At 68.0% G+C, this 15,035-nt stretch carries 11 protein-coding genes, 1 tRNA gene and 1 pseudogene; 7 read left to right on the forward strand and 6 right to left on the reverse strand.

Annotation, left to right across the window (positions count from 1 at the left end):
• Nucleotides 1–44: 44 nt before the first annotated feature.
• Nucleotides 45–120: transfer RNA gene (locus ACSFA2_RS07545), tRNA-Ala, on the reverse strand.
• Between the two features lie 97 nt (nt 121–217).
• On the opposite strand from ACSFA2_RS07545, the pseudogene ACSFA2_RS07550 reads away from it, so the two are divergent.
• A pseudogene (locus ACSFA2_RS07550) lies at nt 218–1,084 on the forward strand (alpha/beta hydrolase).
• Between the two features lie 18 nt (nt 1,085–1,102).
• On the opposite strand, the gene ACSFA2_RS07555 reads toward ACSFA2_RS07550, so the two are convergent.
• Entirely contained in the window at nt 1,103–2,080 is a 978-nt protein-coding gene (locus ACSFA2_RS07555) for a GMP reductase (RefSeq protein WP_435454689.1), read from the reverse strand.
• Between the two features lie 205 nt (nt 2,081–2,285).
• Nucleotides 2,286–2,942, reverse strand: a complete 657-nt coding sequence (locus ACSFA2_RS07560; protein WP_435454690.1) for an OmpW/AlkL family protein — start codon at nt 2,940–2,942, stop codon at nt 2,286–2,288.
• A 231-nt stretch (nt 2,943–3,173) separates the two neighbouring features.
• Between ACSFA2_RS07560 and azu the strand changes: the two genes are divergently transcribed.
• Together azu and ACSFA2_RS07570 are read left to right on the forward strand one after the other, a co-directional pair.
• Complete coding sequence (gene azu, locus ACSFA2_RS07565; RefSeq protein WP_435454691.1) at nt 3,174–3,626, forward strand: azurin; 453 nt, start codon at nt 3,174–3,176, stop codon at nt 3,624–3,626.
• Between the two features lie 44 nt (nt 3,627–3,670).
• The gene (locus tag ACSFA2_RS07570; protein ID WP_435454692.1) at nt 3,671–6,100 is read left to right on the forward strand and encodes a UvrD-helicase domain-containing protein; all 2,430 of its coding nucleotides are present in this window, start codon (nt 3,671–3,673) and stop codon (nt 6,098–6,100) included.
• A 30-nt stretch (nt 6,101–6,130) separates the two neighbouring features.
• Here the strand turns inward: ACSFA2_RS07570 and ACSFA2_RS07575 are convergent, their stop codons facing one another.
• From ACSFA2_RS07575 to ACSFA2_RS07585, 3 genes are read right to left on the reverse strand one after another with little or no spacing between them, the layout of a single operon-like run.
• Complete coding sequence (locus ACSFA2_RS07575) at nt 6,131–6,922, reverse strand: BPSS1780 family membrane protein (RefSeq protein WP_435454693.1); 792 nt, start codon at nt 6,920–6,922, stop codon at nt 6,131–6,133.
• 10 nt (nt 6,923–6,932) lie between these two features.
• A complete protein-coding gene (locus ACSFA2_RS07580; RefSeq protein ID WP_435454694.1) occupies nt 6,933–7,982 on the reverse strand; it encodes a homoserine kinase in 1,050 nt (349 codons plus the stop codon).
• 7 nt (nt 7,983–7,989) lie between these two features.
• A complete protein-coding gene (locus ACSFA2_RS07585; RefSeq protein WP_435454695.1) occupies nt 7,990–8,358 on the reverse strand; it encodes a hypothetical protein in 369 nt (122 codons plus the stop codon).
• 119 nt (nt 8,359–8,477) lie between these two features.
• Here ACSFA2_RS07585 and polA point away from each other — a divergent pair, with 119 nt between their 5' ends.
• From polA to ACSFA2_RS07605, 4 genes are all read left to right on the forward strand, one after another.
• Nucleotides 8,478–11,294, forward strand: coding sequence for a DNA polymerase I (gene polA / locus ACSFA2_RS07590; protein WP_435454696.1), 2,817 nt, complete (start codon nt 8,478–8,480; stop codon nt 11,292–11,294).
• 9 nt (nt 11,295–11,303) lie between these two features.
• Nucleotides 11,304–12,206: a LysR family transcriptional regulator gene (locus tag ACSFA2_RS07595; protein WP_435454697.1), complete on the forward strand. Its 903-nt coding sequence runs from the start codon at nt 11,304–11,306 to the stop codon at nt 12,204–12,206.
• Nucleotides 12,207–12,240: 34 nt separating this feature from the next.
• Nucleotides 12,241–12,597 (forward strand): DUF2946 family protein, encoded by a 357-nt coding sequence (locus ACSFA2_RS07600; RefSeq protein ID WP_435454698.1) that lies wholly within the window; start codon nt 12,241–12,243, stop codon nt 12,595–12,597.
• A gap of 96 nt (nt 12,598–12,693) precedes the next feature.
• Nucleotides 12,694–15,027 (forward strand): TonB-dependent receptor, encoded by a 2,334-nt coding sequence (locus tag ACSFA2_RS07605; RefSeq protein ID WP_435454699.1) that lies wholly within the window; start codon nt 12,694–12,696, stop codon nt 15,025–15,027.
• The last annotated feature ends 8 nt before the right edge of the window (nt 15,028–15,035 follow it).

A 15,035-nucleotide genomic window follows, 5' to 3' on the forward strand; every position in this document is an offset into this window, starting at 1 on the left:
CGAAAAAAGCCTCGGCGCGGACGCCGAGGCTTTTGGGATCGAGTTGGTGGAGAGGATGAGGATCGAACTCACGACCTCCGCATTGCGAACGCGGCGCTCTCCCAGCTGAGCTACCCCCCCAACGCAGGGCGAATTCTACCCAGATCCCACCGGGGGCCGGGGCCGCTGAACGTTGAAGGGCGCGGCGCTATCCTCGACCGTGAAGGAGTTCGAATTCATGACGACCTATGACCCCGCTTGGCTCGAGCGCATGTACAACAATCGCGCCCGCGTGCCTGAAAGCGGCGAGCACCTCGCGCGCTGGACGCGCGACTCGGCGTAGGCGCGCGCCGCCACGCCCGGCGTGCTCGATGTCCGCTATGGCGATGCAACCGGTGAGACTCTCGACATCTTCCCCGGCGCTTCGTCGGATGCGCCGGTGCTCTTCTTCATCCACGGCGGCTGGTGGCGCTCGCTCGACAAGAGCGATCATTCCTTCGTGGCACCGCCCTTCGTTGCGCGCGGCGCCTGCGTCGTGCTGCCCAACTATGCGCTGTGCCCCGGCACCGAGACCGCCCCGGTGACCATCCCCGCGATCGCGCTACAGATGGTGCGGGCCCTGGCGTGGACCTGGCGCCATGTCGCCGCGCACGGCGGCGACCCCTCACGCATCACCGTGGCGGGCCATTCGGCGGGTGGGCACCTGGCGGCGATGCTGCTGGCCTGCGACTGGCAGGCGGTGGCGCCGGACTTGCCCGCCGGGCTGGTACGCAGCGCGTTGTCGATCTCGGGCCTGCACGACCTGCGGGAGATCCGGCATGTGCCTTTCCTGGCCGACTCGCTGCGACTGACCGAGCATGACGCGCGGCGCGCCAGCCCGGCACTGTGGTCGGCACCGAAGCGCGGCACGCTCTACAGCGTGGCCGGCGCCGACGAGAGCGAGGCCTTCCATGCCCAGAATGCCGGGATCCGCAAGGCATGGGGGCGCAAGGTGGTGCCGGTGTGCGAGCTGCTGCCGGGCCTCAACCACTTCAGCATCGTCGAGGCGCTGGCCGACCCGGCCCGTGCGCTGCACCGCCACGCCTTGGCCCTGCTGGAGGCCTGACGCGGCAGTGCACAGGCGCTACATCAGCAGGTGTTCACCCTCGTTGGCGCCACCGAGCGTCACGTAGTTGACCTTGCGAATGTCCATCAGCGCCTTGCCGCCGGCGTAGCTGATGGAGCTCTGCACGTCCTGCTCCATCTCGATCAGCGTGTCGGCCAGCTTGCCCTTGATCGGCTCGAGGATGCGCTTGCCTTCGACGTGCTTGTACTCGCCCTTGTTGAAGTCGCTGGCCGAGCCGTAGTACTCCTTGAAGAGCACGCCGTCGACCTCGACCGTCTTGCCGGGCGACTCTTCATGGCCCGCGAACAGCGAACCGATCATCACCATCGACGCGCCGAATCGGATGCTCTTGGCGATGTCGCCATGGTCGCGGATGCCGCCGTCGGCAATGATCGGCTTGGTCGCCACCCGTGCACACCACTTGAGCGCGCTCAGCTGCCAGCCACCCGTGCCGAAGCCGGTCTTGAGCTTGGTGATGCACACCTTGCCCGGGCCGATGCCGACCTTGGTCGCGTCGGCGCCCCAGTTCTCCAGGTCGATGATGGCCTCGGGCGTGCCCACGTTGCCCGCGATCACGAAGCTTTTGGGCAGCTTGTCCTTGAGGTAGGCGATCATGTTCTTCACCGTGTCGGCATGGCCGTGCGCGATGTCGATGGTGATGTATTCCGGCGCCAGGCCGGCCGCGGCCAACTGGTCGACCGTGTCGTAGTCCGCCTGCTTCACGCCCAGCGAGATCGAGGCGAACGTGCCCTTGGCGTGCATGTGCCTCACGAACTTGACGTTGTCGAGATCGAAGCGGTGCATCACATAGAAATAGCCGTTCTGCGCCAGCCAGAGGCTGATGGTCTCGTCGACCACCGTCTTCATGTTGGCCGGCACGACCGGGAGGCGGAAGCTGCGGCCGCCGAGCGTGACGCTCGCGTCGCATTCCGAACGGCTTTCCACGCGGCATTTGCGCGGCAGCAGCAGGATGTTGTCGTAATCGAAGATCTGCATGAGAAACCAAGCTCCTGTGAAGGTGCACCGCGGACCGATTTCCGGCGGCGTGGGCGCTTGGTCTCGGCCCGGTCGATTCGCATCCTGCAGACGCAAAAAAACCGGGCGACAAGAAACTTGGGCCCGGTGATTGATTCTAGGGGGGTGCCGGCTCGCGTACGTGATGACTTTCGTATAGACCTTATTCGCGAACCGGTCCGCCCGTTCAGAAACGGTAGCCGATGCCGACGCCGATCAGCAGCGGGTCGACCTTGACCGTCGACAGCTTGTTGCCATTCAGGCGCACGTCGGTGCGGATCTGCACCTTCTTCACGTCGAAGTTCAGGAACACGTTCTTGGCGACCTTGATGTCGAAACCCGCGCCCACGGCCAGGCCGAAGCTGTTGTGGTCGAGGTCCAGACGGCCGACGGTCGGCACGTTCAGGTTGGTCGAGCTGATGCGCGTGTAGTTGAAGCCGGCACCGACGTACGGGCGGAACGTGCCCTCGGGCAGAAAGTGGTACTGCAGCGTCAGCGTCGGCGGCAGGTGCTTGAAGGTGCCGATGTCCACCGGGCCGCCGAGGGCGCTCTGCTCGACCGTCACGCGCTGCTTCTGCGGCACGGTCAGCACCAGCTCGGCCGCGATGTTCGGCGTGAAGAAGTAAGTGATGTCGACTTCGGGGATCGTCTTGCTGTTGATCGTGATCGCATCCTCCGGCACGGCCAGTGCGCCGATGGCGTCCGACTTGTTGGCGGGGTCGAGGCGCACGGCGCGCGCGCGCACCAGCCAGTTGCCCTGGGCTTCCTGCGCCAGCGCAGGAACGGCGTACAGCGTGCCGAGCAGGGTGGTGGCAACGAGGGCGCGGGCAAGGTTCGTCTTCATGTCTAGGAACTCCAGTTGTGACCGACACGTGGGGTCGGAAGCCGGGAGCCAGTGTCTGCACGTCCGGGAAATGCGTCCTTGATCCACGGCAACGTTTCCTGACGCGGTGTTTCAAAGCTGCAACGTGTCGCGCGCGCCTTGATGCAGGTCAGTGCCGGTGCCGCACCGGCCTTCCACACTGCAGGCACCGCAGCGCTTCCGCGCGGCTTCACTGTTCTGGAGATATTCCCCATGCTTCGCCATCGTCTCGCTGCCATCGCCGTTCTGGCACTTGCCTCGTCTTCCGTCTTCGCCGCCGACTGCACTGTCGAGATCGAAGGCAACGACGCCATGCAGTTCAACAAGGCCACCATCGAGGTGAGCAAGACGTGCAAGGACTTCACCGTCAAGCTCAAGCACGCCGGCAAGCTACCGAAGCAGGCCATGGGCCACAACTGGGTGCTGGCCAAGACGGCCGACGTGCAGGCCGTGGCGACCGACGGCATCGCCGCCGGCCTGCCGCAGAACTACGTGAAGGCCGGCGATGCGCGCGTTGTGGCGCACACAAAGATCGTCGGCGGTGGCGAAAGCGACAGCGTGACCTTCGCGGTGGCCAAGCTCGGCGCGGCCGAGAGCTACACCTACTTCTGTTCCTTCCCCGGTCACTCGGCGATCATGAAGGGCACCTTGAAGCTGGTGAAATAAGCACCATCGGCGCCGCGCGGACCCCGGCTTCCTACAATGCCGGGATGTCCCTTTTCGGCTCGCACGACGCCTCCGCCGGCGTTCCCTCCTTTCCAGCGGCCGCCTCGCCCCTGCTCACCAACCTCAACCCCGAGCAGCTCGCGGCGGTCACGCTGCCCGCGGGCAACGCGCTGATCCTCGCCGGGGCCGGTTCCGGCAAGACGCGGGTGCTCACCACCCGCATCGCCTGGCTGATGCAGACCGGGCAGGTGTCGCCCGGCGGCATCCTCGCCGTGACCTTCACCAACAAGGCGGCGAAGGAGATGATGACGCGGCTGACCTCGATGCTGCCGGTCAATGTGCGCGGCATGTGGATCGGCACCTTCCACGGGCTGTGCAACCGCCTGCTGCGTGCGCACTGGAAGCTGGCCAACCTGCCGTCGACCTTCCAGATCCTCGACACGCAGGACCAACTCTCGGCCATCAAGCGGCTGATGAAGCAGTTCAACGTCGACGACGAACGCTTTCCTGCCAAGCAGACACAGTGGTTCATCGCCGGGGCCAAGGAAGACGGTCGGCGCCCGCGCGACGTCGAGGTGCACAGCGAGGACGACCGCAAGAAGGTCGAGCTCTACCAGCTCTACGAAGAACAGTGCCAACGCGAAGGCGTGGTCGACTTCGGTGAGCTGATGTTGCGCAGCTACGAACTGCTGCGCGACAACGACCCGGTGCGCGAGCACTACCAGCGGCGCTTTCGCCACATCTTGATCGACGAATTCCAGGACACCAACCGCCTGCAGTACGCATGGATCAAGATGCTGTCGGGCCAGACGGTCGACGGCCGCTTCCTGCCGGGCGACAGCAGCGTGATCGCGGTGGGCGATGACGACCAGAGCATCTACGCCTTCCGTGGTGCGCGCGTGGGCAACATGGCCGACTTCGTGCGCGAGTTCGATGTGCGCCAGCAGATCAAGCTCGAGCAGAACTACCGCAGCTTCAGCAACATCCTCGACTCGGCCAACGCGCTGATCGGCCACAACACCAAGCGCCTGGGCAAGAACCTTCGCACCGAACAGGGCCCCGGCGAGCCGGTGCGCGTGTACGAGGCCACCAGCGACTTCGCCGAGGCGCAATGGATGGTCGAGGAGATGCGCCAGCTCGCGCGCGACGGCATCGACCGCAAGGAAATGGCCGTGCTCTACCGCAGCAATGCGCAGAGCCGGGTGATCGAAACCGCGCTGTTCAATGCCGCCGTGCCGTACCGCGTGTACGGCGGCCTGCGCTTCTTCGAGCGCGCCGAAATCAAGCATGCGCTGGCCTACCTGCGCCTCCTGGAGAACAAGGACGACGACACCAGCTTCCTGCGCATCGTCAACTTCCCGCCGCGCGGCATCGGTGCGCGCAGCATCGAACTGCTGCAAGACGCGGCGCGTGCGGCCGGGCATTCGCTGCACGACGCGGTGAGCGCCGTGGGCGGCAAGGCGGGGGCCAACCTGTCGGCCTTCGTCGCCAAGATCGACGTGCTGCGCGAGCAGACGGTCGGCATCTCGCTGCGCGAGATCATCGAGCTGGTGCTCGACCACAGCGGCCTCATCGAGCACTACAAGGCCGACCGCGAAGGCGCCGACCGCATCGAGAACCTGGAAGAACTGGTGAATGCGGCCGAGAGCTTCGTCACGCAGGAAGGTTTCGGCCGCGATGCCGTCGCGCTCCCGGTGGACGAGCTGCGGCAATCGCCGGCGAGCCAGGGGCTGGACCCGAACCGGCCGGTGCTGGACGAGGTCATCGAGCCGCTGGCCCCCGACGCCGAGACCGGCGAGACGCTGAGCCCGCTCGCCGCCTTCCTCACGCACGCCGCGCTCGAATCCGGCGACAACCAGGCGCAGGCGGGGCAGGACGCCGTGCAACTGATGACGGTGCACGCGGCCAAGGGCCTGGAGTTCGACTGTGTGTTCATCACCGGCATGGAAGAGGGCCTGTTCCCGCACGAGAACTCGATGAGCGACTTCGACGGGCTGGAGGAAGAACGCCGTTTGATGTACGTCGCCATCACCCGTGCCCGCCAGCGCCTGTACATGAGCCATTCGCAGACGCGCATGCTGCACGGCCAGACCCGCTACAACCTCAAGAGCCGTTTCTACGACGAGCTGCCCGAAGGCGCGCTCAAGTGGCTCACGCCGAAGAACCAGGGCTTCGCGCCCTCGGCCTTCGGCTATGGCGGCGGCTATGCGACCTCGCGCGGTGCCGGTGGTGGCAGCAGCTACGGCGGTGGTGGCTTCGGCAAGGAGTCGTTCGCGAGCCCCCCGGTGCCGCCCCAGAAGGCCGCGCCCTCGCACGGCCTGCGCTCGGGCATGCAGGTGTTCCATAACAAGTTCGGCGAAGGCACCGTGGTGGCGCTGGAAGGCACCGGCGACGATGCGCGCGCGCAGATCAACTTCCCGCGCCACGGGGTGAAGTGGCTGGCGCTGTCGGTGGCGAAACTCACGCCCGTCTGACGGGCACGCGATGCGCAAGATGCGCGATCGTCAGTCGATGAACGAATCGCGGAAGGTGAACCAGGTGCTGGTGAAGAACATCGCGGCCATCACCATCGCGCCACCGAGCATCAACGCCCCGGCCGCGGCGCCTGCACCTTCACCGGCGACCGCGGCGAACAGCGTGGCGATCAGGCTCAGCACGATGCCCGAGCCGATGAACACGCCGACCCAGGTCAGCCCGAAGACGAAGAGGGCGCCGAAGTTCTTGAAGCAGGCGACGAAGCTGAAGAACAGGCTCTTGGCCGGCGGCACGCCGTGCCAGTGCACCAGTGCCGGGGCATGCCAGAAGGCGAGCGACAGCGGCAGGTACAGCAGCATCGCGATCCAGAGGGCCGCTTGGAAGTCGGCGGCCTCGGCCATCTCGCGGCTCACCGTGCCGCCCATCAGGTACACCTTGGCGAACTGCCCGCCGTCGGCCAGCGCCGAGATGCCCATCACGAGCATGAAGAGCACGGCGTAGAGCACGCCGAGCACCAGCATCGGACGGAAGCCGGTGCGCGCGGCCTGCAGCGCCGCCAAAAACACCGCGGCGGCGGGCGGCTTCGCGCCGGCGCCGGCCCGCGCGGCCTCGGCACTGGCGGCCATCAGCCCGAGCGTCATGGTCGGCAGCAGCATCAGCGCAATCGCGGTGCCGACCAGCGGCACCTGCGATGCGATCGACACCAGCGCCATGAAAAAGAAGAAGAGCGAGACGAAGGCGAGCGGCCGCTTGGCGAAGGTCTGCAGGCCGGTGCGAACCCACAGCACACCGGTGCGTGCCGGGACGATATTCAGTTTCATCGGGATCCGTTCAGGCCGCCAGTGGGGCGGTGGCGCTCGGTGAGGGCGCCGCGAGCGGCTGGCGCGCGCGTTCGCGCAGCACCCGCTCGAAATGGGTGGGGTCGTGCGCCTGCAGCATGCTCGCCTCGCGCGGCAGGTGGAAGTCCCACAGGCGCGAGATCCAGAAGCGGAGGGCGGCAGCGCGCAGCATGGCGGGCAGCAGCGTGCGCTCGGCGCCGGTCAGCGGGCGCACCGCCATGTAGGCCGCGAGCAGGGCGTCGGCGCGCAGCGGGTCGTGCGTGCCGGTGGGCAGCTCGACCGCCCAGTCGTTCAGGCAGACCGCTAGGTCGAACAGCCAGGTGTCGGTGCCGGCGAAGTAGAAGTCGAAGACGCCGCTCAGCCGGGGCTGTTCGCCATCGGCGGTGCTGTCGAACATTGCGTTGTCGCGGAACAGGTCGGCATGCACCGGGCCGCACGGCAGCGCTGCATAGGCGGAAGACTGGGCGACGTGGTTCTGGTAGGCCAGCTCGCCGCGCAGCAGGGCCGCCTGCGATTCGTCCAGGTGCGGCAGCACCACCGGCGCGGTGTCGTTCCACCACGCCAAACCGCGCAGGTTGGGCTGCACGCGATCGAAGTCGCGACCCGCCAGGTGCATGCGCGCCAGCCACCGGCCGAGTTCGGCGCAGTGCGCGGCGCTGGGCGCCAATTCGCTCCGGCCCGACAGGCGCTGCACCACGGCGGCCGGCTTGCCGGCCACGAGGTGCACCAGTTCGCAGGGTACGTCGGCGGGCCGTTCCAGACCCGAAGCCTTGGGCGGCGTCACGGTGGGGTCGGCGACCGGCGCGGGCACCGGAATGCCGCGTGCCGCCAGGTGTTCCATGAGGCACAGGTAGTAGGGCAGCTGCTCGCGGCCCAGGCGCTCGAACAGCGTCAGGACGTAGGCGCCCTGGTCCGTCGTCGCGAAGTAGTTGGTGTTCTCGATGCCGCCCTGGATGCCGTCCAGCTGGCGCAGGGCCCCCAGGCCCAGGCGCTGCACGAGCGCGTCCGCTTCGTCGAACCCGACGTCGGTGTAGACCGCCACGCCCGGCTCAGAACTTCATCACGTTCCAGACGCGGGGGCCGTTGCCGCCCGAGCCTGTCTCGCCCTGGCCTTGCCGCTCGCGGCCGCCGTCGTTGGGCAGCACCTGGTAGGACGGCACGTTGGCCTTCGGCTGCACCGTGATGCTCTGGGTCTGGCCACCGTAGCGCACCTCGTCGACCGCGGCACCGCCGTCCTCGACGTGGATGTTCTCGATCTTCTGGTTGCGTCGGCCCTCGGCCCGCGCTTCGGCTTTGGCCTCGGCAGGCGGCACCGGCGTGGGCTGCGCGGCGGTCTGTGCCTGGACGGCGACGACGGGCACGGCGCAGACGAGAGCCAGCAGCGCGTGGCGGAAGAAGGAGGGGGGGGTGGAGGGCATGGCGAGATTGTAGGTGCCGGCCTGCATGCCCGCTGTCGGCGCGGGGCGTGACAGGGCGTACTGCGGGCACGTACGCCGCGGTGTCCAGGGCGCCGCGCCCGGGCGGGCAAAATGGTCCAATGACCGACAAGAAAACGCTGTTGCTCGTGGATGGTTCGAGCTACCTCTACCGCGCCTTCCATGCCATGCCCGACCTGCGGGCCGAGCCCGGCAACCCAAGCAGCCCCGCCACCGGCGCCATCCGCGGGATGATCAACATGATGCAGTCGCTGCGCCGCGAGGTGCGCGCCGACTATGCCGCCTGCGTGTTCGACGCACCCGGCAAGACCTTCCGCGACGACTGGTACCCCGAGTACAAGGCCAACCGCTCGCCGATGCCCGACGACCTGCGCAGCCAGATCCCGCCGATCCACGAGGTGGTGCGGCTGCTCGGCTGGCCGGTGCTGCACGTGCCGCTGGTGGAGGCCGACGACGTGATCGGCACGCTGGCCAAGACCGCCGCGCAGCAGGGCATCGAGGTCATCGTGTCCAGCGGCGACAAGGACATGAGCCAGCTGGTCGACGAGCACATCACCATCATCGACACGATGAACGGCAAGAAGCGCGACGTGGCCGGCGTCACCGCCGAGTTCGGCGTGCCGCCGTCGCTGATGGTCGACTACCAGACGCTGGTCGGCGACACCGTCGACAACGTCCCCGGCGTCGACAAGGTGGGCCCGAAGACGGCCGCCAAGTGGTTGCTGCAGTACGGTTCGCTCGACGCGCTGGTCGCGAACGCGCACGAGATCAAGGGCCAGGCCGGCGAGAACCTGCGCAAGGCGCTCGACTGGCTGCCGCAGGGGCGCCGCCTGGTGACCATCCGCACCGACTGCGATCTGGCCGAGCACATCACCGGCCTGCCCGCGCTCGACGGCATCGCCATCGGCCCGCAGCAGGTCGACGCGCTCAAGACCTTCTACGAAACCTACGGCTTCAAGAGCCTGGTCAAGACGCTCGAGTCCCACGCGGTGCCGCCCGAGCTGATCGAAGAGAACAACCGGAAGAAGAAGAGCAAGGCCAGCGACGCCGGCCCCGGCCTGTTCGACGAACCCGCGATCGACAACCTGGGCGACGAGGCGGCCGAGAAGGCCAGCAACCTGGCCTACGACACGGTCATGACCTGGGCGCAGTTCGACGCCTGGCTCGCCAAGATCGAGGCCGCCGACCTGGTGGCGATCGACACCGAGACCACCTCGCTCGACGAGATGCGCGCCGAGATCGTCGGCCTGAGCTTCAGCGTGACGCCGGGCGAGGCGGCCTACATCCCGGTCGCGCACAACTACCCCGATGCGCCCGAGCAGCTGCCGCGCGACGAGGTGCTCGCACGCCTCAAGCCCTGGCTGGAGAACGGTGACAAGAAGAAGCTCGGCCAGCACGTCAAGTACGACCGCCACGTGCTCGCCAACCACGGCATCGAGGTGCAGGGCTATGCGCACGACACCATGCTGCAGAGCTACGTGCTCGAAGTGCACCGGCCGCACGGCCTGGCCAGTCTGGCCGAGCGCCACCTGGGCCGCAGCGGCATCGATTACGAAGACCTGTGCGGCAAGGGCGCCAAGCAGATCTCCTTCAGCCAGGTCGCGATCGACAAGGCGGCGGAATATTCCTGCGAGGACAGCGACCAGACGCTCGACGTGCACCGCGTGCTCTGGCCCCAGCTGGAAGCCGACGAGAAGCTGCGCTTCGTCTACGAACTGGAGATGGCGAGCAGCGAGGCGCTCTACCGCATCGAGCGCAACGGCGTGCTGATCGATGCGCCCACGCTCGCTGCGCAGAGCCATGCGCTCGGTACCCGCATCATGCAGCTGGAGCAGGAAGCGTACGAACTCGCGGGCCAGCCCTTCAACCTGGGCAGCCCCAAGCAGATCGGCGAGATCTTCTTCACCAAGCTGGGCCTGCCCGTCGTCAAGAAGACGCCGAGCGGCGCGCCCAGTACCGACGAAGAGGTGCTGGAGAAGCTGGCCGACGATTTTCCTTTGCCGGCCAAGCTGCTGGAACACCGCAGCCTGTCCAAGCTCAAGGGCACCTACACCGACAAGCTGGGCCAGCTGGCCAACCCACGGACCGGGCGCGTGCACACGCACTACGCGCAGGCGGTGGCGGTCACCGGCCGGCTCAGCAGCAACGACCCGAACCTGCAGAACATCCCGATCCGCACCGCCGAAGGCCGACGCGTGCGCGAGGCCTTCGTGGCGCCGGCGGGCAGCGTGATCGCCAGTGCCGACTACTCGCAGATCGAACTGCGCATCATGGCGCACATCAGCGGCGATGAATCGCTGCTGCGGGCCTTCACCGAAGGCATCGATGTGCACCGCGCGACGGCGGCCGAGGTGTTCAGTGTCGCCGTCGACCAGGTGTCGAGCGAGCAGCGTCGCTACGCCAAGGTCATCAACTTCGGCCTGATCTACGGCATGAGCAGCTTCGGCCTGGCGAAGAACCTGGGCATCGAGACCAAGGCCGCTGCGTCGTACATCGACCGCTACTTCGCGCGCTACCCGGGCGTGAAGGCGTACATGGACGAGACGCGCATGAGCGCCAAGGAAAAGGGCTACGTCGAGACCGTGTTCGGCCGGCGCCTGTACCTGCCCGAGATCAATTCGCCCAACGGCCCGCGCCGCGGCGGCGCCGAGCGCGCGGCCATCAACGCGCCGATGCAGGGCACGGCGGCCGACCTGATCAAGCTCAGCATGGTCAAGGTGCAGAACGTGCTCGACGAAGAGAAACGGACCACCAAGATGATCATGCAGGTGCACGACGAACTGGTGTTCGAGGTGCCCGAGGCCGAGGTCGACTGGGTGCGCAGCGAGATCCCGAAGCTGATGGCCGGCGTGGCCGACCTCAAGGTGCCGCTGCTGGCCGAACTCGGTGTCGGGCCGAACTGGGACAAGGCGCACTGACCCGACGCCATGCGCCTGCGCCACATCGAAGTCTTCAACGCCATCATGCTCACCGGCAGCGTGAGCGCGGCGGCGCGGCTCATCAACATCACGCAGCCGGCCGTGAGCCGCACGCTGCAGCATGCGGAGTTGCAGCTGGGCTTCTCGCTCTTCGCGCGCGCCAAGGGCCGGCTCACGCCGACCACCGAGGCGCTGACGCTGTACCCGCACATCGAGCGGCTGTTCGCGCAGCTCGACGAGGTGCAGCGGCTCGCGACCAACCTGCGCTCGTCCGGTGCGGCCGGCGAGTTGCGCATCCTCACCGTGCTGGCGTTGAGCTACGAGGTGCTGCCGCGCGCGCTCCAAGCCTTTCGTGAGAAGCACCCCGGCGTGGCCGTCATCGTCGAATCGCTGCACTCGCCGCAGATCATGTCGGCGCTGCTGTCGCAACAGGCTGACGTCGGCTTCGCCTTCAGCCCGGCCGTGCACCCGTCGCTGCTGCAGGAATCGCTGGCCGACAGCCGCATGGTGTGCATCGCGCCGAAGGGCCTGCTGCCGCGCGCGCTGGTGCGCAACGGCTCGGTGGCGCTGCATGACCTGGTCGACCTGCCGGTGGTCGGGCTCGACAGCCGCGACCCGGTGGGCACCAGTCTGAGCCAGGCGTGTCGCCAGGCGGGCATCGGCTTCCATCAAGCCGTGGTCACCGTGCAGACCTACCACGCGGCGCTCGCGATGGCGCACCACGGGCTCGGCGTGGCGCTGGTCGACGGCTGCACCGCGGGCTCGGCCGACCGCGCCAAGGTCGACGTGCTGGCGCTCGAGCCACACATCCCGGTGCCGGTGCGCGCGCTGCGGGTGGCGGGGCGGCCCGATTCGGTGGCGGTGCGTGCGATCACGCAGGCGATGCGCGAGGCCATCGAGCAGATGGCCTGAAGGTCGCTCGAGCCAGCCCGCATAATCCGCTCCCATGTCCACCCTGCGCCACCTCGCCATCCTGCACCGCTGCGTGCTGGCGTGGTTTCTGTTGTCGCTGGGCGTGGCGGTGGCCGCGCCGGTGGTGCATCCGCAGGCGATGGAACTCGTGTGCTCCGCGGCCGGCGCGATCAAGGTGATCGTGCAGACCGACGACGGCGCGCAGGAGCTGGCCCCCAGCCACATGGACTGCCCGCTGTGCGTGCTGACCGGCGCACCGCCGTCCACCGTCGGCTTCACGCTGCCGACCCCGTTGCCGCTGGCACGGGCGGTGCAGTCGATTCCCGCGGCGCGCATCGCCGCCGCCACGGCCGCGCCCTTGCCGGCGCGCGGGCCGCCTTCTCTCCTCTGACCCTGCTTTCGACGGTGTAGCGCGACCCCCGCACGGCGGGCGTTGCCGCGCACCTTTCGCATCGAGGCGGCACCGCGCGTGCCGAGGAGAGTCTTCTTGAAGAAACGCGTTCTTTCGCTGGCGCTCGGCGCCGCATTTCCCTGGCTGGCCCTGGCGCAGCCGTCCCCATCCACCGAACCGGCGCCCGATGCCGACGGGGCGCCCGCGCGCAGCCGCTCGCTCGGCGTGGTCACCGTCACCGGCGGTCAGCCGACCTCGCTGCCGACCCAGATTCCCACCACCATCGAAGGCGTGACGCGCGAGGAGATCGAGACGCGCATCAACGCCACCGACAGCGAGGACGCGCTGAAGTACCTGCCGAGCCTGCTGGTGCGCAAGCGCTACATCGGCGACTACAACCACGCCATCCTGTCGACGCGCGCCTCGGGCACCGGCAACAGCGCGCGCTCCGCGGTCTATGCCGACGGCATCCTGCTGTCGAACTACCTGGGCAACGGCATCGCCAACGGCAGCAACTTCGCGCCGCGCTGGGGCCTGGTGACGCCCGAAGAGATCGAGCGGGTCGACGTGATGTACGGGCCGTTCTCCGCGGCCTACCCGGGCAACTCGGCGGGCGCCGTGGTCGACTTCGTCACGCGCATGCCGACGCAGCTGGAAGCCCATGTGAAGGCCGGCTATTCGTCGCAGCCCAACGACCTGTACAGCACCAACCGCACGTTCAACAGCTGGCAGACCAGCGCGTCGCTCGGCAGCAGGAGCGGCGACTGGTCGTGGTGGATCGACCTGAACCGCACCGACAGCCGCGGCCAGCCGCTGAGCTTCGCGACGGCCACCGTGGCGTCGGGCACGCCCGGCTCGGCCGGCGGGCCGGTGACGGGCGCGGTGCGCGGGCTCAACACGACCAACACGCCCTGGACCATCCTCGGCACCGGCACGCAGTACCACACGGTGCAGGACCACGCGAAGCTCAAGCTGGCCTACGACCTCACGCCGACCGTGCGTGCGACCTACACGCTCGGCGTGTGGCAGAACACCTCGGAAGGGCGCTCGGAGAGCTACCTGAAGAACGCGGCCGGCGCGCCGGTCTACAGCGGTCCGGTCAACATCGACGGCCGCAGCTACACACTCGGCGCCACCGCCTTTCCGCTGACCAACGACGCGCAGACGCACGTCATGCACGGCCTGTCGGTGAAGAGTCACACCCAGGGCGAGTGGGACTGGGAAGTGGCCGCGAGCCTCTACGACTACGCCAAGGACCAGCAGCGCGCCGCCACGGTTGCGCTGCCGCTGGCCGCCGTCGGCGGCGCCGGCACGCTGCAGGACCAGGACGGCACCGGCTGGAACACGCTCGCCGCCAAGGGCACCTGGCGCCCGCAGGGCGTGGGCGGCGCGCACATCGTCGACTTCGGCATCGGCCGCGACGCCTACAAGCTGGCCATCCGCAAGACCAACGTCGCCGGCACCTGGCTCGACGGCACGCCCTCGACGCTGGTGAGCGACGTCGGCGGCCGCAGCGAGACCGCCAACCTGTGGCTGCAGGACGCCTGGTCCTTCGCGCCGAAGTGGAAGGCGGTGCTCGGCCTGCGCTACGAAGACTGGCGCGCCAGCGACGGTTCCACGTCGACGGCGACCAGCACGCTGCGCTACGCCGACCGCAGCGAAGCCGACGTGTCGCCGAAGGCCGCGCTGGCGTATCAGCTCGCCAGCGCCACGGTGCTCAAGGGCGCGGTCGGCCGATCGGTGCGCTACCCGACCGTCGGCGAGCTGTACGGCGCGACCTCGGGTGGTGCGCTGTCCTTCATCAACGACCCGACGCTGAAGCCCGAGAAGTCGTGGACCGGCGAGCTCTCGCTGGAGCAGGACCTGGGCAACGGCCTGGCCCGCGCCACGCTGTTCCACGAGACGACGAAGGACGCGCTGTTCAGCCAGCTCATCCCGAACTCCACCGTGTCGCGCGTGCAGAACGTCGACAAGGTGCGCACCAACGGCATCGAACTCGCCTACACCGGCCAGAACGTCGCTCAGCACTTGGGGCTGGGCGGCATCGACCTGGGTGGCAGCCTGACCTACGCCGACTCGAAGACCGTGGCGAACGCGGTCTTCCCGGCCAGCGTCGGCAAGTGGCAGCCGCGCGTGCCGCGCTGGCGCTCCACCGTCTACGCCACTTACAAGCCCGATGCGCAATGGGCCTTCACCGTGGCGGCGCGCTACAGCGGCCGGCAGTACGCCAACCTCGACAACAGCGACGTGAATGGCGATGCCTACTTCGGCGCCAGCAAGTACTTCACGGTCGACCTGCGCGTGCGCTACCAGATCGACAAGCAGTGGTCTGCCGCCTTCGGCATCGACAACGCCAACAACGCGCAGTACTGGAACTTCCACCCCTACCCGCAGCGCACCTACACGGCCGAGCTGCGCTTCGACCTCTGACCCGATCA

The sequence above is a fragment of the Variovorax cryoconiti genome (assembly GCF_051216395.1).
Taxonomy (GTDB): domain Bacteria; phylum Pseudomonadota; class Gammaproteobacteria; order Burkholderiales; family Burkholderiaceae_C; genus Variovorax.